Here is a 20,899-nt window from a genome sequence, read left to right as displayed (position 1 = left end):
ACAATCTAACCCCGAAATATTATAATTTTAGTAGTAATTCAAAAGATATGGAGCGGCAAGTGTCCAAAGAGCTTTTGCGGTCTGGACACGATAGTGTAATATCTTGTAGAATTCAATAAAATTATCAGAAGTCTAGATTTTTGGTTCTTTTCATCAATGGGAAAGAACAATGAATATAAATTTTAAAAAGTATAACTTTAAGATCATTATAAACAAATCCAATTATTCTATAGTATCAGTTATAGATTGCTTCGTGCCTAACAATGACTTATAAAAAACCTTATTAGACTTTCCCTTTAAAAAGTGTAAATGTTTCTGAGACATAAAATGAAATACGATTGAAAAATATAAATCACAATCTAACCTCGACATATTATAATTTTAGTAGTAATTCAAAAGATATGGAGCGGCAAGTGTCCAAAGAGCTTTTGCGGTCTGGATACGATAGTGTAAAATCTTGTAGAATTCAATAAAATTATCAGAAGTCTAGATTTTTGGTTCTTTTCATCAATGGAAAAGAACAATGAAAATAGTTTTTAAAAGAGTTATTAAAGTTTTACTTTTTAATTCTTCTAGCTAAATTCCCGTTACTCACAGTCAATTTAATTGTAACTTAAAAAGACCTTTTAGATCTTAAAAACTTGAAGTCGGTTTAAATCTCATATTAATAAAGAATCCTTTTTATTATAAATAGGTCTTCTTCATGAAACATATCATAAAATTCCCATCCATAAAAAAAAGGTTTTCGTATAGTCAATTCCTGCAAACGTATATTACATTCTTATAAGATAGTATATAGTTTCACCTTTGAAGTGTTAATTTAAAACACTGATAAAATGAAATTATATATACTCATAGCAAGCTTACTATTTGTGCAGTTTTCTTTTGCGCAAGATGTAACTACAAATTCCGCATCAAAAGTATGGTCTTTGCAAGATTGCATCGAATATGCTTTAGAAAACAATATTACAATTAAAGATGCAGCACTTACTAAAAACATTGCCGAAGTAGATTATAACAAAGCAAAATCGTCTCGATTACCAAATTTATTTGCAAGCGCTTCTCAAAATTTTTCTAGTGGAAATACAATAGACCCTATTACTAGTGATTTTGTTACAGACCAGATACACAGTACAAACGTAGGTATCAATACTTCTATGACGTTGTTTCAAGGAAATCAGATTACCAACCAAATAGCACAAAATAAGATATTATTTAGCCAAAGTGTATTTGAAGAAGAAGTAACACAAAATAACATTATTTTAAATATTTTAGAAATCTATTTACAAACGCTTTATAGCAAAGAAAGTATTGAAATAGCAAAAAATAACTTGTTAGCTTCAGAAACAGAAGTAGTAAGAGCAAAGTCGCGTTTAGATGCAGGAACCATTGCCTTAAGCGATTATACCGAAGCTCAGAGTCAGGCAGCAACTAACAAATACAATGTAATTACTGCTAAGAATAATTATCAACAATATATTATTGCCTTAAAACAATTACTAGAATTATCTCCAATTCAAGAGTTGGAAATTGAAACCATTAATGAAAATATGGATTTGGTAAATATAGAATTAAACAAAGCGGATGTGTATGAAAAAGCATTGGGGATTTTACCAGAAATACAATCTAGTAACTTAAATATAGAAGCCAATAAAAAACAACTAGACATTGCAAAAGGAGGATTTTTACCAACACTGGCTTTATCAGGAAGTTTAGGTTCTGGATATACAAGTATTAACGATAATACATTTTCAGATCAGTTTGATGTGAATTTCAATCAGAAATTAGGGTTGACTTTAACGATTCCAATTTTTAATAGAAATCAAACAAAATCGGCGGTACAAACGGCAAGCATCAACATAGAAAAAGCAGAAATACAAAAGTTATCTACAGAAAAAGAAGTGTATAAAAAAGTAGAAACAGCGTATCAAAACGCATTGTCTGCACAAGAGCAAGTTATTGCAGCAGAAGCTTCTAAAACAGCTGCAGAGCAATCTTATAAACTAGCTCAAAAAAAGTACGAATTAGGGGCTTTAAGTACTACAGATTTAGTGATTAGTCAAAATACGTTTACCAATGCACAACAAAACTATTTGCAATCTAAATACTTAAATATTTTATACCATCAATTATTACAATTTTATCAAGGAAACGATATCAAACTTTAATTAATAAAATCATGAAAAAAAATAAAAATATCATCATTATCAGCATTGTAGTCGTTGTATTGGCTATTGTAGGATACTCTTTTGTAAATAACGATGATGCTATCATTATAGAAGCAAAAACAGTGTTGGCTAAAAAAGCAAATGTAACTACTATGGTTACTGCAACCGGAACCATAGAACCAATTACGCAAGTAGAAGTAGGGACACAAGTATCTGGAGTTGTAGAAAAAATATATGTAGATTATAACAGCATCGTAAAAGAAGGTCAGCTAATTGCAGAGTTGGATAAAACCAATTTAAAATCGTCTCTTTCGCAAACGCAAGCAAGTTATGACAATGCGGTAAGTCAAAGAAATTACATGAAAACAATTTACGATAGACAAAAATATTTGTTTGACAATCAAGTAATTAGTAGAGCAGATTTTGATGAGGCAACCTATAATTACGAAACCGCAAAAGGAACGGTAACTCAACGTTATTCAGACTTACAATCCGCAAGAACAAACTTAGGGTATGCCAATATTTATTCGCCAATAAACGGAGTTGTATTATCGAGAGCTATTGATGAAGGACAAACAGTTGCAGCTAGTTTAAGCACACCAACCTTGTTTACCATTGCGCAAGATTTAAAAGAAATGCAAGTAGAAGCAGATGTAGATGAAGCAGATATAGGTCAGGTTAAAGAAGGACAAAGAGTAGACTTTACTGTAGATGCTTATATAGGCGAAACTTTTAATGGTGTTGTAACGCAAGTACGTTTGGATCCTACAGTAACCTCAAATGTAGTGACTTATACAGTTGTGGTTAAAGCAGATAATGAAGACTTAAAATTAAAACCAGGATTAACAGCAACCATTTCAATATTTACCTTAGAGTTGAAAAATGTGTTAACAGCAGAAGCAAAAGCGATTAATTTTAGTCCATTAGCAGCAATTTTATCAACCTATAATGCACATCATAACATACTGGAAGCAACCAATTTTCCTACAAAGAATGAAACGACGCTTTGGGTATTGAATAAAGACAGAAGTATTACTCCAAAAGTAGTAACCTTAGGTGCAAGTGATGGTGTAAATGTTCAGATATTAAGTGGTGTTTCTAAGGATGATAAATTAGTGTATAGTTTAAAAGAAACTACGAAAGCATCAGCAGGATCAGGAGCTAACTCTAATGAAAGTCCGTTTATGCCACAACGTCCAGGAGGCAAAAAAAAATAAAAAGCCATGAGTAAAGAAATAATTAAAATAGCAGATTTAAAACGAGAGTTTACCATGGGAACCGAAACGGTGCATGCACTTAGAGGTATTTCATTTGATATAAAAGAAGGAGAGTTTGTTACTATTATGGGCTCTAGTGGTTCTGGTAAAAGTACACTTTTAAATATCTTAGGATGTTTAGACCAGCCAACTTCTGGTGTGTATGAAATTGATGGTGTTTCTGTAAAAGATTTAAGTAGAAATGAATTGGCAACCATAAGAAACGAAAAAATAGGATTCATTTTTCAATCGTATAATTTATTAGCAAGAACATCAGCCATAGAAAATGTAGAATTACCGCTATTGTACAACAGTAAGGTTTCTACAGAAGAACGAAGAGAACGTGCTATAAAAGCATTAGAAATGGTAGGCTTAGGAGATAGAATGGATCACACGCCATCGCAACTTTCTGGAGGACAACAACAGCGTGTTGCCATTGCAAGATCTTTGGTAAACAATCCGGTAATGATTCTTGCAGATGAAGCTACAGGAAACTTAGATACTAGAACGTCTTACGAAATTATGGCATTATTTCAAGAATTGAATAAAAAAGGCATCACCATTACTTTTGTAACGCACGAGCCAGATATAGCTACATTTAGTAACAGAACAATTGTGTTAAAAGACGGTAATGTTATTAAAGATTATCAAAATGAAAAAATTCTATCCGCAGCGATAGAATTAGCCAAATTACCTAAACAAGACGATTAATTATGAGACTATTAAACTTAATAAAAATAGCATTTAAAGCCATCGTTCTTAATAAAACAAGAACCTTATTAACCATGTTAGGTATTATCATTGGTGTGGCTTCAGTAATTACCATGTTGGCAATTGGTGAAGGATCTAAAGAAAGTATTAGAACTTCTATTTCTGCCATGGGTTCTAATATGATTACTATAAGACCAGGGTCTGATGTAAGAGGAGGTGTTAAGCAAGCACGAAGTGCTATGGAAACATTAAAGTTAAGTGATTATTTTGCCATTAAAGAACAAGCAAACTTACTAACGTATATATCACCATTAGTTAATGGAGGTGGACAAGTTATTAGTGGGGCTAATAACTGGCCAAGTACTATTTATGGTGTAAACCCAGATTATTTAAAAATTAAAGTAGTCGATTTACAAAGCGGAAGTATGTTTACAGATACCGAAGTAAAAACAGCTGCAAAAGTTGCTTTAATAGGACAAACTGTGGTAGATAATGTTTTTCCTGATGGAGCAGAACCTGTAGGGAAAATGATTCGTTTTAACAATATTCCTTTTAAAGTTATTGGTGTTTTAGAAGAAAAAGGAGAAAATACGTTTGGTCAAGATCAAGATGATGTTGTAATAGCACCTTACACAACAGTTCAAAAAAGGATTTTAGCTATAACTCATTTAGAATCTATTATGGCATCTGCAATAAGTGAAGATGAAGCACCAGAAGCTGTAACGCAAGTTTCAGAAATTTTAAGAACCCAACACGAACTAAGAGAAACTGATGAAGACGATTTTAATGTACGTTCTATGGAAGAATTAATTTCTACTTTTAGTTCTACCAGTGAAATGTTAACGCTACTTTTAGTAGCAGTAGCAGGTATTTCATTATTAATTGGTGGTATTGGTATTATGAATATTATGTATGTGTCTGTAAAAGAACGTACCAAAGAAATTGGTTTACGAATGGCAGTAGGAGCAAAGGGAGCAGACATTTTAATGCAGTTTTTAATAGAAGCTATTTTAATAAGTATTACCGGTGGATTATTAGGTGTTTTATTGGGACTTGCAGCCACGGTATTTATAGAGAAATTCTTAAATTGGCCTACCAGTGTGGCGTTATATTCTATTATTATTTCTTTTGTAGTTTGTGCTGTAACAGGTATTTTCTTCGGATGGTATCCTGCAAGAAAAGCATCAGCATTAGATCCTATAACAGCGCTTCGTTACGAGTAATAGCATTACATTTAATAATTAAAATATAACAGCTATTTAAGTATATTTTAAAAGACTAATTGTTTAAAACAGTTAGTCTTTTTTTATAATTGAAGTCTTTGGGTCATAAATAAATTGAACCATTAAAATAGCGATTGCTATAAGGAAACCTAAAGTAGAAACACCTTGCCAACCAAAATGTTCCCAAGCAAAAGCTCCTAAAAAAGTACCGAAAGCACCACCTATAAAAAAGCCGACCATATAAACTGTATTCACACGGTTTCTAGCTTCTGGATTCTTAGAAAATATACTAACCTGATTGGTAATGTGTAAAACTTGCAAACCTAAATCTACAATAATTACCCCTAATGCTAGACCAATTAAAGAGTATCCCGAAAAAAAGAAAATCATCCAAGAAATCATCAATAGTATGGTAGAAAAGACAATAAGTTGTTTTTGTTTATATTTATGACTTATCTTCCCTACAACGGTTGCTCCAAGTGCACCAACAATACCAAAAACACCAAAGGCTCCAGCAATATCACTATCGTAACCAAAATGATCTTCCATTAAAAAAACAAAGGTTGTCCAAAAAATACTCAATCCTGCAAAACCAAGTCCGCCACGTAATGCAGCCAATCTTAATGAGGGTTCTGTTTTAAAATAATGTCCTATAGATTTTAATAAACTTCCGTAACTTCCTTTATAACTAGGTTTAATTTTTGGTAGTTTATATTGAAGTAAAATAAACAACAATACCATGAGTACTGTTGCGGCAGTAAACATAAAGCGCCATCCGTACCATTTGCCTACAACACCACTTATAACACGGCTTCCTAAAATACCAATAAGTAGTCCGCTCATTACAATACCAATGGCACGTCCTCTGCCTTTATCATCCGATAATTGTGCAACCATCGGTACAAATAATTGAGGTATTGCTGATGAAAAACCAATAAAAAAACTACTTATAATCAATAGATATAATGTGCTTGATAATGAAGCCGCAATCAATGAAAGTATCATTAAAGCAAAATCGAACTGTAATATTTTTTTGTTAGAAACTTTATCCCCCAAAGGCACAATAAATAACAATCCAAAAGCATACCCTAATTGTGTTGCTAAAGGCACATTACTTACGGCAGATTCACTAACCCCCAATTCTACAACCATTTGGTGTAAAAGAGGTTGGTTGTAATAAAGGTTTGCAACAACAAGTCCAGCAGATATACTCATTAAGTATAATACGGAATTGGATAAATTTTTACTCATATTTTAAATCTTAATAATGCCTTTAAACAATGCATCAAAGGTATAAAACTATAAAAAGTATAAGTAATTAAAGGCTTAATTAATTTATCTAATTTTAGTTTTCTTTATTTTTTAATTAAGGAATTGTACTCCTAAAGCATGTACGACTTTTGTAATCGTTTTCTAATTTTTGCCAATGTGTTTAAAGTAATTAAATTAACTACAAAAACCGAATGGAAAATTTGATAGTATTTACAGAAATAGTGGATAATTAATTATTATGGGTATGAGCAATAGTATTTTTAAGGAATTATTTAATTTTACCATATATTCTTTTCGTTCAAGTAATATAATTGTGAATACCTTTGAAGAAAAGATTTGTTTTTTAGCTCAGTTCTTTGTTGGGTATGGTTATTTGTAATTTATTTCTCGGATTATCATTGTTTTCAAAGTTCCATTTTCAATTATCTTTTTTTCAGTCCAATTGTCAAATTGATCTATTTTATACTCAAATTTCTGATTTGACAGCAAAGAATCTTTTTCATTATATTCCTTAAGTCCTATAAAATTCTTTCGATCAGATTCGTAAACTGATTTTCGATTCTGTCCTTGTCTACGAAGATTGATAGATAAAATACTGTCAATTTTTTTATTAGTATTGAAGTAAGTAATCACCGTTGAATTTCGAATCGTGTCATTAGTTTCTTTATCAATAAATATTTGTCGCATTATCGATTTTTCTTTGGTTTTGTTATTTCTGTAATAATAATTTTCTATTTGCTCAAACCTTTCAGTTGCATTGTCCATAATTCCGCTTGACTGAAAAAGCAAAAAGTTTTTGTATGAATAGTTTACTTTGATAGGCATACTGTCTGTTAACATTTTTACAATTTCTTGCTTTAATCTGTCGGAAGAGTCATAGACATAATCAATTTCCATTTGTTCATTGTCAAACAAAGTTCTTCGAGTTTGAAGAGCAATTTGGTCATCATCTCTATATCTTTTTATCGCAATTAAAAGAGTGTCTTGAATTTCGTTTTTTAAGGAATCTTCTTGAATTCGAATCGTGTATTCGGTTATTTCTTCCACACTTTTGATCAATCCGTTGTCCAAAAACTTCTTTTGTTTACTGCAACCAATTATGGATAAAGAAAAAAATAATATCAGTAGTCTGTTCATTTGGTTTTAATTGTTCCCAACGGTTTTTGTGTATGATTATTGGCATGTTTAAGTAACTAATTTAGTAAATAAAAACAGAATAGAACATCTGCAAGGAATTTTGTAAGTGAGCAAAACCTATTAATTATACAGATATTAATAACTGTATTTATTTCATAAATTCTAAAGCTTTAAGAGTGATTTCTTTTCTTAATGTTGGAAATAATTCTTTATTCGTATTTTCATTAGGTTCAATATTAATAGCAAAAAAATACGTGTTATTTTTCGATTTACGATACCCTACAAACCAACCATTATAATTTCCATTTCTAACTGATAAACCTGTTTTTCCATATAATTTATATCTTTCGTTTTCTTCAATAAAAGATATTCTTTTTAGGATTTCTTCAGTTCTTTTAGAAATTTTCAATTCTGAATTAACAATACGTTTTAAAAAATCTATTTGTTGAAATTGATTAATTCTTGATTTTCCTTCTAACCAAAAGATATCTAAATTTTTAGAGGTAACATTCATATCTCCAAATTGTAATTTTTTAAGATATTTATTCATTCTTTTTTCTCCAATTTTATTAGCAATTTCTTGATAACACGGAACACAAGAATATTGAAAAGCATTTCTTAATATTAAATCTTGTTCCCAGATTTTATAAGCTCTTTTTTCTCCATTCCATTTGAATAATGTACTATCATTTTCTACAACTTTAGTTTCTAAAGCAATTATAGAATTCGGAATTTTAAATGTAGATGCGGGTAATCGTCCCGTTTTAGCCCAATCAAAGTTATTAGAATAAAATAAATCTTTATGTAGATTATAAATTAGAATAGATCCATCTACATTACTTGAATCAATAATTGATTGAAATTCAGGTTTAAGTATTTCTTTTGTTTTAGCTTTTTCATTACAAGAAACTAAAATACTTACTATTAAAATAATATTTAATATTTTTATTTTCATATGGTTACGGATGTTTTTGTATGTGTTTTGTTGCGTGTTTTAAGAAACTAATATAGTAAATAATTACCGACAAAGAATGACCTCGAAGACTTTTGCAAGTAGGTAATGGTAAGAAATTAGTTTTGATATCAGTTTCAAATAAATTGAAAAAAACAACGTTTTGCTATTGCAAAATAAGGCTTACCATATTACGAATCCTACGTTTCTGTTTTATCAAAATAAATAGTAATTAAATAAAAAATAAAAGCTCATAATACTAACGAATAGTATTATGAGCCTGTAATAATAATGTATAAAAGAGTTGCTTTTTAATTCAGTACTTATTTCAACCTCTCTCCTAAAAATGTCACTTTTTTCAACCAACTTGTTCTAAAGTTTGAAGAGGATTTTTTTATTGAAGCAATATAAGTTATTCTTACAGGGTTTACTCCGCAAAATTTTAATGTTCCATTTTTGAATTGGTTAATAGCTGGACTTTTCATAATCAGGAAATCATACCATTTTGGGGTATCTGCCGTAATTATTAATCTTGCAGATTTTCCTTTCAAAAGTTTTTCAGGTAATGATTTCCCTTCAATTGGTTGATATGTAATTCCTGGTAAAAAGATTCTATCAATAAATCCTTTCATTATAGCTGGGTAACCATACCACCACATAGGAAATATCCAAACAATATGGTCTGCTTTTTTAATCTTTTCTATTGCTACAGATAGATCCGGTTCCGTCTAATTCGTAATTGTTTTTCTTATTCTACTTAAATGTCTTTGGGTGATACCTAGATATGAAGCCAGAAAATTTAAAGGAATGGATTGTAAATATTCTGGGTGATTTATAAGTAAATCTGTATAATTTTTTTCAGCTGATTCTTTTTGCAACAACAAAACTCTCTTTTCCATTTTAATGTATTCTTGTTCAGTAATTAATTTGAAAAATTTCAACCAATTTGTACTTGATTTCTCCAATATTAAAATATCTTCTCTAGATATCGTTAGTAGTTCTATATCTGTGAGGGCTTGAATATTTTCAATAGTTTTGGTTTGAGATAAAAAAGAAGAGTAGGCGCTAACAAATGAATTTGAAAAGGTAAAACAATAGGTAACTTCCTTTTCAGAAGAAGAATAATAGAATGACCTAAACAATCCAGAAACGACAAATGCGACTTCTTTAGAGACTCGATTTTCTTTGATAAAAAAATCACCCTTTTTCAATTTAATATTCTGAACCTTACTTTCAAATAGGTCGATTTCATGTTCGGTTAGCATATTAAATTTTCGTAGGTAATTTCTCATTTTTTTATTGTTGTCAATGCTTTTCTAGCTCAGTTATTTATTGCTAACGTGTTTTCATTTTCCGACATTTTATTAATTTTCGGTTGTATAATCCAAATTCCAATAAAGTAAAACCATAACATAAAAAATTCACCTGCAAATTCCCCAAAATTCACTTCTTTTTGCAATTCAACTGTTTTAAATGTTTTTGCAACAAAATACAAAGAGTAAAACATTCCAAACATTGACAATAAATGAAGAGGAAGAATTATTCCAACCATTCCAGCGACAAATCCTGCACTTGGTCCTGTTCCGGTTTGCATTATTCCGCTGAACATTCCACCAATAAAAATAGAAATACAGAGTATATAAACTAATGGAATAAAAAAAAACACTTTAAATGTCTTCGTTTTCATTGTTACGTTTTCTGGTACTTTCTTTTGTAAGCCAATTGCAATAGACCAAAACCAACCAAAAAAGACGCCCATGTAGAGTATCATTATTATTGGAAAAAATTTAAATATATTAAACATTTCTGTTGGATCAGGATTTGTTTCGGAATTAATTTTCGAAAACATGGTTCCCATCATTACTAATTGGAATAGTATTGGAATTCCAAACATTAATGTGAAAAGTTGCCAATGTTTTGCTTTTAAAAATCTGTCTATCATTTTAGTTTCGTTTTAGCATTACTGCTAATTCTATTATATAAAATTAAATATATTAATTATCAAGTAGACCTTTTTGAATAAAGAACATTTTTCTTTGATATGATGTCTTTATATCGCTTATTTATATAACGCAAAAAGATGTACTACTACTGTGAATAGTAGTTTGTAACAAGCTTTAAAACTAGTTTTCGCTATTGCTAAATCAGGATTGACATATGATAATAATTATAGAAGTGTTTTAGTGAAAAATTAATGAGGTTTTACTTGTTTTATTTACCACACTACTTTGTTTTGTGTAGTTTTTATTATCCGCCACCATTCATTTGATTAATTAATGTTCCATGCATAATTAGAAATGCTGGGTAGTATGAATAAATAATTAATTCATTTAAATCAATTATTTCCTCTGGCTGTTTTATAATTTTACAGTTTATTTCAAAAACAGAAAAATCACCTTCAGTCTTTTTGTACTTTAATAAATGAATTTTATTGTCATCATACAGATTGAATTCCTGCTTAAAAGTATTTATTTTTAAGATGTATTTTTTTTCTAGTCCTTTTTGATTAATCGTTATTATACTATCAAGAAGCCAATTAAATTTGATAGAGCCAATAGTTTTTGAATTCTTAATTATAGAATATTGATATCTTTCCCACCAGTTATCTTTTGTTCTAAACTCAATAGAATCTCCTAAATAATTTGTTTTTCCAATTGAATTAGAATCAGATGTTAATTTGCAAATAGAGTTTCCATTTTCAATAATTTCAAAACAGTATTTGTTAAAGTCTGTTGTTATATTCATAAACATTTGTTTTACTATTTGAAGATAATAATAATGAATTGTTACACTTTTATGTAATTATTTTTTAATAAGCAGTTCCGTTCTGCTATTATATCGGTCTTGTATATGAAAAGTGACGGTTTCGATTGCTTTAACAGTGAAAGTGAACTTTGCAGTTATGCAGGTTTAACTCTAGCGATACGACAAAATGGAAGTAGTTAGTTATGGACGAGATTGAGAAAAAAGAGAAATCACAAAAATTTCAAGAAACTAGCAAAGACAATACCTCTGATAGGCTCACAAGGAGGAAAGGAATGAATGTAATTCTCTTAAAAAATTCTAATAGGAGTACACTAGTGATAGCCTATGTTTAAAGTAGAAGTTAATACCAAACCTAAAAAGAGCTTTGGTGCAATGATTTACAAATTACCTTATAATAGACCCATTTGGTTTATCCTGAGCGTTTGTTTGGGTAGGTTTGGGGGGGGATTTTTTAAATACATACTTTTACTAGGCAAATAGGGAGCAAACGAGTAGTAGCTTTATAATAAAAAGGTTAGCGTTTTGCTACTGTTTGCTTTTTATAAAAGTAATTGTCATCTATAAAAAGGTTGTATTGGTATAGAGAATACTGTAAAATAGCAATTATATACTACCAAAAGCCTAAATATTTTTACCTTTGGTTTGTGCTTTAAAAAGCGCATTATTAAATAATGAATTGTAAGCGAAATAAGTTTGCCTTTCAAACACTAACAAAATGCATAAAAATAAAAAAATAACCCTCTTTTCTCATCTACTCGTTTGGCTCGTGCTCTTTAGTATGCCTTACATATTATCTTACGGACAAGAGCAAGATTTAAATAGAGTTATTGCTCATTTTTGGGTACCCATAGCGTTTTACGCTGTTATTTTCTATATTAATTATTTTGTATTAATTGACAAATACTTATTTTCTAATAAAACAGTTCAGTTTATTCTTATTAACCTAGTAATAATTGCGTTCAGCCTTATTTTAAAAGAATTGCTTGAAGATTTATTTTTTGCTGAAAGTTTAAAGAAAACAGCTAATAAAGACGGAAATGGGCCACCTATTAAAATGTTTTTGTACGTACAAATGCTCTCGTATATGGCTCCTTTATTATTTTCAATAGCCATAAAAACCACCAAAAGATGGATACAAACAGAAGCAGAACGTAAAGAAGCGTTGAATGTTAAATTAAAATCAGAATTACAACATTTACATTATCAATTACAACCGCATTTCTTTTTTAACTCGTTAAATAATATTTATGCGATGGTAGATATTTCACCAGATCAAGCCAAAACATCTATTCACAGTTTAAGTAAACTGATGCGCTATATGTTGTATGAAACCAATGAAGAAACTATTTCTTTATCTAAAGAAATAGACTTTATGAAAAAGTACATCGATTTAATGAAATTACGTGTTTCCGACAAAACTGTTGTCAATTATAATTTTCCCCCCGAAGAAACAGGTATAAAGATTGCACCCTTATTGTTTATTTCGTTAATTGAAAATGCCTTTAAGCATGGTGTTTCCGCGAGTAAACCAAGCACTATTGATATTAATATTAGTACCTTAGAAAAAACAGTTTTGTTTATCATCGAAAATGATGATTTTCCTAAAAAATCTGATGATAAAAGTGGTTCTGGTATTGGACTTGTAAATATTAAAAAACGCTTAGAATTATTATATCCGAATAAAAATAGTTTTAACACCACTGTAAAAGACAATCGTTTTATAGCTAGATTAGAAATTGAAACCAACTAAATAATGAGCAATATAAAAATTACCTGTGTTATTGTAGATGATGAACCAATGGCGCTTAATTTAGTAGAAAGTTATGTAGAAAAAACACCTTTTTTAGTACTAAAAAAGAAGTGTAGCAGTGCTATAGAAGCCATGGAATTTTTAAAAAATGAGCCGGTAGATGTACTCTTTTTAGACATACAAATGCCAGATTTAACAGGTATTGAATTTTCTAAAATGCTACCAAAAGAAACTCGTGTTATTTTTACCACTGCGTTTGATCAATATGCGTTAGAAGGTTTTAAAGTGGAAGCACTAGATTACCTATTAAAACCTTTTGATTATGCAGAGTTTTTGGCTGCTGCTAACAAAGCAAATACCTGGTTTGAGTTGGTAAAAGGCAAAAAACAGCCTATAGTTTCTGAGGAAAAAGAATTTCTTTTTGTAAAATCTGAATACAAGCAATTGCGTATTAAATTGGCAGATGTCTTGTATTTAGAGGGATTGAAAGATTATATTAAAATTTGGTTAAAAGACAATCCGAAGGCTATTTTAACACTAATGAGTTTAAAATCTTTAGAAGAAGAACTACCAGAAACTCAATTTATGCGCGTGCATCGTTCTTTTATTGTATCGTTAAAAAATATTGAAGTAATAGAACGAAGTCAGATTGTAATTAACAAACAACGGATTACTGTTTCTGAAAATTACAAACCTAAGTTTTTAGAGTTTGTAAATAATAATTCTTTGTAATGAATTACTGTTATTTCAATCGAGGATTGTGGTATTCCAATCCAAACTTGTCATTCCGAAGAATTGAGGAACCGCCTAACAAGAGAACATTATGCATTTTATGAGATTCCTCCGTTGTCGGAATTGTAAAACTCAACTAGTTCTCGACTGCGTTCGAACGGAGATCTTATTCATTTACAGATCCCTATAGTTTTCTAATTTTCTTCTATAATAAAGACAGTTTCATAGATAAAATGTGAGGTATTATCTATTTTGTTTTATTTAAAAGAATAATACAAATACTTTTAAACTTTATAAGATCAAATAATTAGAGATACATATGTATAAAAATATTTTAATAGCAGTTTCTGTACTATTTCTTGGTTTTACAACGCAAAGTAATTCACAGAATAGCAAAAACATAAATATTCCAGTTTTAAATTTTGAAACTTTAAAGCCTTATTTATATACAGATTCGGAAGAAATACATATTGTCAATTTTTGGGCAATGTGGTGTGCACCTTGTGTAAAAGAATTACCAATACTAGAAGCGTATCAAAAGAAGCATCCTAATTTAAAAATTACATTGGTAAGTTTAGATTTTTCAGATGATTTAGAAACAAAAGTAAAACCGTTTTTAAAACGAAAAGGAATTATATCTAATGTAGTTCTTTTAGACGATCCAGACGCTAATAGTTGGATCGATAAAATAGACCCAAATTGGTCTGGATCTATACCATTTACTATCATATTCAATAATAAAAAAAGGACTTTTCATGAACGTATGTTTGAGAGTACAGAAGACCTTGAAAATGAAATAAAAAAAATAAATTAAAACCACAATCATGAAAAAAAGCAAATTAGTTTTCGCTGCCATTATTTTAATGAGTAGTCTATTTATTACCCATACAGCAACGGCACAAGATAGAAAAGGACCACCACCAAACGGAGAAAGAAAAGGTCCTCCAGGAGGCGGACACAGTCCAGTACAATCTAAAACATTAGAAGAAATTGGTGGATACAAAATAGGAGATGTAGCTGCTGATTTTAAATTAAAAAATGTAGATGAAAGTACATTTTCTTTATCAGATATTAAGGATGCAAAAGGATACATTGTAGTTTTCACGTGTAATGAATGTCCGTTTTCTAAATTGTATGAAGACAGGTTAACAGCGCTTCATAACACTTACGCTTCTAAAGGATATGCTGTGGTTGCTATCAATCCGAACGTAAGTGAAGATAATGATAAAGAAAGTTTTAAAGCCATGCAAAAAAGAGCCTCAGAAAAAGCGTTCCCGTTTGTGTATTTAGCGGATGAAAACCAGGAAGTATCTCCTAAATTTGGAGCTGTAAGAACGCCACACGTATTTTTATTAGACGCAAATAAAAAAGTACAATACATTGGTACTATTGATGATAATGCAAGATCTGCAGAAGCTGTTAAAGTAAAATATGTAGAAAATGCTATTGCGGCTTTAGAAAATGGTAAAAAACCGACACCAAACTTTACAAAAGCTATTGGGTGTCCTGTAAAAGTGAAATAGTACGTTATTAAATACATGATTACTTTATAGAGTAACAACTTAAAAAGACTGTTAAAATACTAGTGCGTGTGTGTTTGTGTTTCTTTTTTCTTCGGAAAATATGCACAAACATTTGCGTACTTTTTTTTATATATCCACAAAAAAATCATTCAAAATAGTATTATGAAACTGTTTCGTAAAATAAGAAGAAATTTAATAGACTTAAGAAAGTTTAAATCCTATGCCTTATATGCTTTAGGTGAAATAATTTTGATTGTAATTGCTGTTTCCATTGCTTGGAAAATAAATGAATTAAGCGATATTCAAAAAAACAACAGTCTGGTAGATGAAATTTACACCAATCTACATGATGAATTAACAACCAATTTGCGTTTATTAAAACGTTCTTTGGAAGAAAATACAGAAACTATAACGTCTTTAGAAAATACGTTAAATTATGTTGGTAAAAACACCAATGAACTAACACAGGGTGCAAAAGATACTATTTTAAATGTAGCAGTGAAAGAAGTTAATTTACAGGACAGTTCTGTAAAATCTATTCTTAGTACAGCTAAAATGGAACTGATAGAAAGTAGTAAGTTAAAAGATTTAATAGCTACGTATTTAACCAAAATTGAGCAATTTAATAATCAGGATAAGAAAAATAAAAACATCGTAGAAAACAAGATAAAACCTACTTTAGAAAAATTTATTTCATTGATAGATATGCTTCCTGACAATGATTTAAAGTATAAACATATTAAAGAATTTGGAAATAAATCTGATTATAAAACCTTATTGGCTACCAAAGAATATCAGAACAGTGTTATTGATCGATTATTACAAACCAAAATACAATTAGGTTACGCAAGAACTTTACATAGTAAAACCAAAATACTGATTACAAAGTTGCAAGAAGAAATAGAGTAGCGTATTATTAATTGGCTTTTATAAACTAAAATTTAGCTAAAAAATCTACTTCAAAATCACTATTTAATAATTAATTATTCCAGAATTATAGGTGATTTTTTATCATCATTCACAGAATAATCCAGTGCATTTTATTTTATCTGTTGTGAGCTCTTATTAAGCGGTAAATATATGGTGTTTGTCTATTTTGTTTTATAAAGCCAATCGTTAAAAGTACTTTTGATGCAACATAAAATCATACATATATTACATGAAAAAAATCGCATTAACCCTAGTACTTACCGTTACAATGTTTAGTTGTAATAGTATTCAGAACATTGGCTCTTCATCTAACCTTAAACAAGCTGCAACCTTATTAGGTTCTTTAAGTTCAAACTCTACTGTACAGCAAGTTTCTACTCTTTTTACATTATTAGACACTAATAAAGACGAAACAATTAGCACAACAGAGGCAATTGGTTCTGTATCAGAAAACTTTAACGTATTAGACACAGACAATAGCACTTCTCTAAACCTAACTGAATTAACAGGTTTATTAGCGTTATTAAAATAATATTGTTTTAAATTAGGACAAAAGAAGACATACTGTAAAGTATGTCTTCTTTTGTTTCTAATATGATTTGTCTTTTATTGATACTATTATAGATTTGGTTACGCAGTGTAAAACCTATTATGGTTATCAAATGGTTCTCTACTAATCTAAAACTAACAATAATACTTTAAATGAATTAAGGATAGGAGTGATGTTGGCCTTTTTTCATATATAATTGCGTCTATAAAATGATCTTGTTCATAGATATAAATCCCCTGTTTATCTATTCCTCTAAAAAGTCATTAAACCTAAGTTATATTTAGCAGTCTTAGAAGTATAAAAAAGAAGTTTAATTTAAAAATATGAATATTATGAAAGCATTTATAAAAACATTCGTTATACCATCTATGTTTATCGTTGCTGTTGCAACACAAGTTTCTGCACAAACACGTAGAACCACAACAACTAAATCTACTCCAACAAAAACAACAAGAACAGTAACTACAACAACGACTAAAAGAAGTACGGCAAGTAGAAGAATACCAAGTAAGACAGTAACGTATAAAAAGCCTACAAAAAAAGTAGTTTCTGTTAGAAATGTCCCAAATAGAACGGTTGTAAGCCATAAAGGACAAAACTATTATTATGCAAATAATAAGTATTACACACAATCTAGAGGACGTTATATCGTAATAGCTCCAAAAATTGGGTTTAGAGTACGTGTTTTACCAACAAATTATAAAAGAATTAGATTTAACAATTACAATTATTACAATGTAAATGGTACTTTTTATCTAAATATAAATAATGAATATGAAGTAGTAGAACCAGAAGTAGGAACTGTGGTTTATGAGTTACCAAATGATTATGAAAAAGTAGTTATAGACGGACAAACCTATTATGAATATGCAAATATTCTATATGAAAAAGTACAAGTAAATGGCACTAGAGCTTATGAAGTAGTGGGTGTTATAGAGGTAAATTAAGGTAAATATACTAGTTGATTGATTGAAGAAAAGGAGGTTAATTGTAAAATTACCCTCCTTTTTAGATGCTTTTAATTTATTGCTTTAAGTTTGTAAAGCTAGAATTACTAGGTAATTCAAAAACTTGTAAATTAAAATAAGGAACTGCTGCAATTACATGGTCAAAAATATCCGACATAATGTATTCGTAGTTTTTCCAACGTTTATCACTACTAAAAGCATAAATTTCAATCGGAATACCTTGCGTTTCTGGTGGCATTTGGCGCACCATAATCATCATATCCTTATTGGTACCAGAATGGTTTTCTATGTAGGTTTCAATATATTTTCTAAAAACACCAATGTTCGTTAAATTTCTACCGTTTAATAATAGTTCTTTATTGATGTTGTTTTTTTCATTATACGCATCAATATCTGCTTGTCTTGTTTCTAAATAAGCACTAATAGACTGAATTTTCTTAAAGTCTTCAACTTCTTGTGTAGATAAATAATGAATGCTTTCTAAGTTGATATTTAAAGACCTTTTAATACGTCTACCACCAGAATTAGTCATTCCACGCCAGTTTTTAAAAGAGTCAGAAATTAAGGCGTAGGTAGGAATTGTTGTAATCGTTTTGTCAAAATTTTGAACCTTTACTGTTGATAAATTAATTTCAATAACATCTCCATCTGCACCATATTTTTCAAACGTAATCCAGTCGCCAATTCTTACCATATCATTGATAGATACTTGAATACTGGCAACAAAACCTAAAATTGTATCTTTAAATACCAAGATAATAACTGCAGAAGCAGCACCAATAGTAGTAATAAATTTAATAAACTCGATACCCGTAATAATTGCAAAGGCAGATAAAATACCGAATACCCAAGCAAAAATCATAAATACTTGCGTGTAACTATCTATCGGTTTGTCTTTTAAACTAGGTAAGGTTTTAAAAAAATCTTTAAGAGAGTTTAAGAAACTTCTTACAATCCAAAGTACTAAAACAATGGTAAATACCTCTAAACTTTTCTGAATTATATTTTCTATATATTGAAAATCAAAAAACACAAAAGGCACGCATTCTAAAGCAAAAATTAATGGAACGATATGCGCTATATTCCGAGGTACTTTATTTTTCACTAAAATATCATCAAAATTGGTCTTACTTTTTGAAGCAAATTGACTGAACAACTGTACAAGAATTTTTCTAATAATATAATCAATTAAAAATGTAAGAATTAATACAGTTATTAGCAAAGCAAACATATTTATATATGCTGCATAGGTTTCAGGGATTCCCGTATTTACTAAATAATCGTATAATTGATGTGTAATTTTCATAAATGAAGATTTTAAATAAGCCTTAATGTTAAAAAATGGGCAACTTATTATATAAATAAATGTATTTAAAACAAACCAAATTATTCAGTTCATTTTATAAAGTGTAGCATTTTAGCTCTAAAGCTAATATGTATAATTATTTTATAGAGCTAAGCTCTAAAGTAAATTATTGAGACTAAAAAGTGTGTCGTTGCTCTTGTGTAGAAGATGCATTTAACAATTCGTTAAACTTTTTAATGGAATCAAAGTTTTGTGAAATTGCATCTGAAACGGCTATTCCAGAAACTCCAGTTTCTAAAATATCAGCAACATCATCTGTTGTAATTCCTCCAGCACCAATAATAGGAGTTTCAGTTTTTAAAGCTTGTACAATTAAAGAAAAACCATTTAAACCTAAATCCTTTATAGAATTCTCTTTCGCTTCCTTATTCTTAAACGGACTTAAAGTAATATAATCTACTTTTTTACTAATTAAGGTGTTACAATCTTGCAGGGTGTTTGCTGTTGCACCAACAATTTGCCAAGTAAATAAATGCTCTAAAGCCGTTGTAGCGCAGAAATCTATGTCCTCTAAATGAACACCATCTGCTTTTACTTCTTTCGCAATTTTAAAGTGATTGCTTAAAATTAATCTAGTTTGAAAATGAGATGTAATTTCTCTCGCTTCTAGTGCTAATTTTAGATATTTCTTTTCAGAAATACCAGCAATGTTTAATTGTACCAATTCTGCTCCAGACGAACATGCTTTCTGAATATTTTCTAAATGTTCTTTTGGAGAATTACCTTGAGATATATAGTGTAGTTTAGGAATCATTTTGTGTTCGTTTTAGGGTGATGGTTATAATCGCAAATGAATGCGTTTTATTAGTAAGTGGTTTTTAATTCCACATCCCATTAGATTCAGTCAAAATAATAGGATTTTTGTCTGTAATCAATATTGTTTGCTCATGTTGTGTAACGTATCCACCTCTATTTCCAACTAAAGTCCAACCGTCATTTAATTCTACAGCCACAGTTGATTTTGTTGAAATAAATGTTTCAATAGCTACTGTTGTATTTTTTCTAAACCTTTCACGATTAGATTTTACACGGCAGTTTAAAATGTTTTCAGGTTCTTCATGCAAACTTCTTCCTACTCCATGTCCTGCCAGATTTTTAATCACTTTAAAACCAGATTTTTTTGCTTCTGTTTCTATTAAATGTCCAATATCAGCTATTTTTACACCACCTTTTATGTTGCTTATAGCTTTGTGTAAAATATCTTTAGAAGCATTTACAAGAGGTTGGTGATTATGAATGTCTTTTCCAATTACAAAAGAACCTCCATTATCAGACCAAAATCCGTTTAACTCTGCAGAAACATCAATATTTATTAAATCTCCCTCTTTCAATATTTTTTTGTCTGAAGGAATTCCGTGAGCAGCTTCTTTATTTACACTGATACAAGCATACCCAGGAAAATTATAAGTTTCATAAGGAGCAGATTTAGCACCATAACTCTTTAATATTTCAGCTCCATATGCATCTAACTCTTTAGTTGACATACCAACTTTGGCATGTTTTTTCATGAGTTTTAGCGTTGTTCCAACAACTTCACTAACCCTTTGCATTCCGATTAATTCTGCTTCTGTAGTTATTGACATTTGTTTATTTTT

At 29.7% G+C, this 20,899-nt stretch carries 20 protein-coding genes and 1 pseudogene; 11 read left to right on the top strand and 10 right to left on the bottom strand.

The window, feature by feature from the left end:
• Nucleotides 1-836 precede the first annotated feature (836 nt).
• The 4 genes from H0I28_RS05030 to H0I28_RS05015 are packed head-to-tail and all read left to right on the top strand — an operon-like array spanning nt 837 to nt 5,358.
• A complete protein-coding gene (locus tag H0I28_RS05030; RefSeq protein WP_218760788.1) occupies nt 837-2,168 on the top strand; it encodes a TolC family protein in 1,332 nt (443 codons plus the stop codon).
• Between the two features lie 11 nt (nt 2,169-2,179).
• Nucleotides 2,180-3,385, top strand: a complete 1,206-nt coding sequence (locus H0I28_RS05025; RefSeq protein ID WP_218760787.1) for an efflux RND transporter periplasmic adaptor subunit — start codon at nt 2,180-2,182, stop codon at nt 3,383-3,385.
• Nucleotides 3,386-3,391: 6 nt separating this feature from the next.
• Complete coding sequence (locus tag H0I28_RS05020; RefSeq protein WP_218760786.1) at nt 3,392-4,135, top strand: ABC transporter ATP-binding protein; 744 nt, start codon at nt 3,392-3,394, stop codon at nt 4,133-4,135.
• Between the two features lie 2 nt (nt 4,136-4,137).
• Nucleotides 4,138-5,358: an ABC transporter permease gene (locus tag H0I28_RS05015; RefSeq protein WP_218760785.1), complete on the top strand. Its 1,221-nt coding sequence runs from the start codon at nt 4,138-4,140 to the stop codon at nt 5,356-5,358.
• A gap of 72 nt (nt 5,359-5,430) precedes the next feature.
• On the opposite strand, the gene H0I28_RS05010 is transcribed toward H0I28_RS05015, so the two are convergent.
• The 7 genes and pseudogenes from H0I28_RS05010 to H0I28_RS04980 all read right to left on the bottom strand — a co-directional run bounded on the left by H0I28_RS05010 (nt 5,431) and on the right by H0I28_RS04980 (nt 11,464).
• Nucleotides 5,431-6,609 carry an MFS transporter gene (locus tag H0I28_RS05010; RefSeq protein ID WP_218760783.1) on the bottom strand — a complete coding sequence of 393 codons (1,179 nt, stop codon included), beginning with the start codon at nt 6,607-6,609 and terminating at the stop codon, nt 5,431-5,433.
• 390 nt (nt 6,610-6,999) lie between these two features.
• Nucleotides 7,000-7,701 carry a hypothetical protein gene (locus H0I28_RS05005; RefSeq protein WP_218760781.1) on the bottom strand — a complete coding sequence of 234 codons (702 nt, stop codon included), beginning with the start codon at nt 7,699-7,701 and terminating at the stop codon, nt 7,000-7,002.
• Between the two features lie 214 nt (nt 7,702-7,915).
• A complete protein-coding gene (gene blaOXA, locus H0I28_RS05000; RefSeq protein ID WP_218760779.1) occupies nt 7,916-8,722 on the bottom strand; it encodes a class D beta-lactamase in 807 nt (268 codons plus the stop codon).
• A gap of 320 nt (nt 8,723-9,042) precedes the next feature.
• A pseudogene (locus tag H0I28_RS04995) lies at nt 9,043-9,429 on the bottom strand (NAD(P)H-dependent oxidoreductase); the annotation flags it as partial.
• 18 nt (nt 9,430-9,447) lie between these two features.
• The gene (locus tag H0I28_RS04990; protein ID WP_218760777.1) at nt 9,448-10,011 is read right to left on the bottom strand and encodes a Crp/Fnr family transcriptional regulator; all 564 of its coding nucleotides are present in this window, start codon (nt 10,009-10,011) and stop codon (nt 9,448-9,450) included.
• A 29-nt stretch (nt 10,012-10,040) separates the two neighbouring features.
• Entirely contained in the window at nt 10,041-10,661 is a 621-nt protein-coding gene (locus H0I28_RS04985; RefSeq protein ID WP_218760775.1) for a hypothetical protein, read from the bottom strand.
• Nucleotides 10,662-10,966: 305 nt separating this feature from the next.
• On the bottom strand, nt 10,967-11,464 hold the full coding sequence (locus tag H0I28_RS04980) for a hypothetical protein (protein WP_218753207.1): 498 nt from the start codon (nt 11,462-11,464) through the stop codon (nt 10,967-10,969).
• A 799-nt stretch (nt 11,465-12,263) separates the two neighbouring features.
• On the opposite strand from H0I28_RS04980, the gene H0I28_RS04975 reads away from it, so the two are divergent.
• From H0I28_RS04975 to H0I28_RS04945, 7 genes are all read left to right on the top strand, one after another.
• Nucleotides 12,264-13,235, top strand: coding sequence for a sensor histidine kinase (locus tag H0I28_RS04975; protein WP_254712837.1), 972 nt, complete (start codon nt 12,264-12,266; stop codon nt 13,233-13,235).
• A gap of 3 nt (nt 13,236-13,238) precedes the next feature.
• Entirely contained in the window at nt 13,239-13,967 is a 729-nt protein-coding gene (locus H0I28_RS04970) for a LytTR family DNA-binding domain-containing protein (RefSeq protein WP_218760771.1), read from the top strand.
• A gap of 319 nt (nt 13,968-14,286) precedes the next feature.
• Nucleotides 14,287-14,781, top strand: coding sequence for a TlpA disulfide reductase family protein (locus H0I28_RS04965; RefSeq protein WP_218760769.1), 495 nt, complete (start codon nt 14,287-14,289; stop codon nt 14,779-14,781).
• Nucleotides 14,782-14,791: 10 nt separating this feature from the next.
• Nucleotides 14,792-15,490, top strand: a complete 699-nt coding sequence (locus H0I28_RS04960) for a thioredoxin family protein (RefSeq protein ID WP_218760767.1) — start codon at nt 14,792-14,794, stop codon at nt 15,488-15,490.
• 162 nt (nt 15,491-15,652) lie between these two features.
• Nucleotides 15,653-16,399 carry a hypothetical protein gene (locus H0I28_RS04955; protein WP_218760765.1) on the top strand — a complete coding sequence of 249 codons (747 nt, stop codon included), beginning with the start codon at nt 15,653-15,655 and terminating at the stop codon, nt 16,397-16,399.
• A gap of 250 nt (nt 16,400-16,649) precedes the next feature.
• Nucleotides 16,650-16,952, top strand: coding sequence for a hypothetical protein (locus tag H0I28_RS04950; RefSeq protein ID WP_218760763.1), 303 nt, complete (start codon nt 16,650-16,652; stop codon nt 16,950-16,952).
• A 350-nt stretch (nt 16,953-17,302) separates the two neighbouring features.
• Entirely contained in the window at nt 17,303-17,917 is a 615-nt protein-coding gene (locus H0I28_RS04945; RefSeq protein WP_218760761.1) for a DUF6515 family protein, read from the top strand.
• Between the two features lie 76 nt (nt 17,918-17,993).
• On the opposite strand, the gene H0I28_RS04940 is transcribed toward H0I28_RS04945, so the two are convergent.
• The 3 genes from H0I28_RS04940 to map all read right to left on the bottom strand — a co-directional run bounded on the left by H0I28_RS04940 (nt 17,994) and on the right by map (nt 20,887).
• Complete coding sequence (locus H0I28_RS04940) at nt 17,994-19,244, bottom strand: mechanosensitive ion channel family protein (RefSeq protein WP_218760760.1); 1,251 nt, start codon at nt 19,242-19,244, stop codon at nt 17,994-17,996.
• Between the two features lie 175 nt (nt 19,245-19,419).
• Complete coding sequence (locus H0I28_RS04935) at nt 19,420-20,058, bottom strand: thiamine phosphate synthase (RefSeq protein WP_218760759.1); 639 nt, start codon at nt 20,056-20,058, stop codon at nt 19,420-19,422.
• Nucleotides 20,059-20,122: 64 nt separating this feature from the next.
• Nucleotides 20,123-20,887, bottom strand: a complete 765-nt coding sequence (gene map, locus H0I28_RS04930; RefSeq protein ID WP_218760758.1) for a type I methionyl aminopeptidase — start codon at nt 20,885-20,887, stop codon at nt 20,123-20,125.
• Between the last annotated feature and the right edge of the window lie 12 nt (nt 20,888-20,899).

The sequence above is a fragment of the Polaribacter sp. AHE13PA genome (assembly GCF_019278505.1).
GTDB lineage: Bacteria > Bacteroidota > Bacteroidia > Flavobacteriales > Flavobacteriaceae > Polaribacter.
This window is presented reverse-complemented; position numbering and strand designations above follow the sequence as displayed.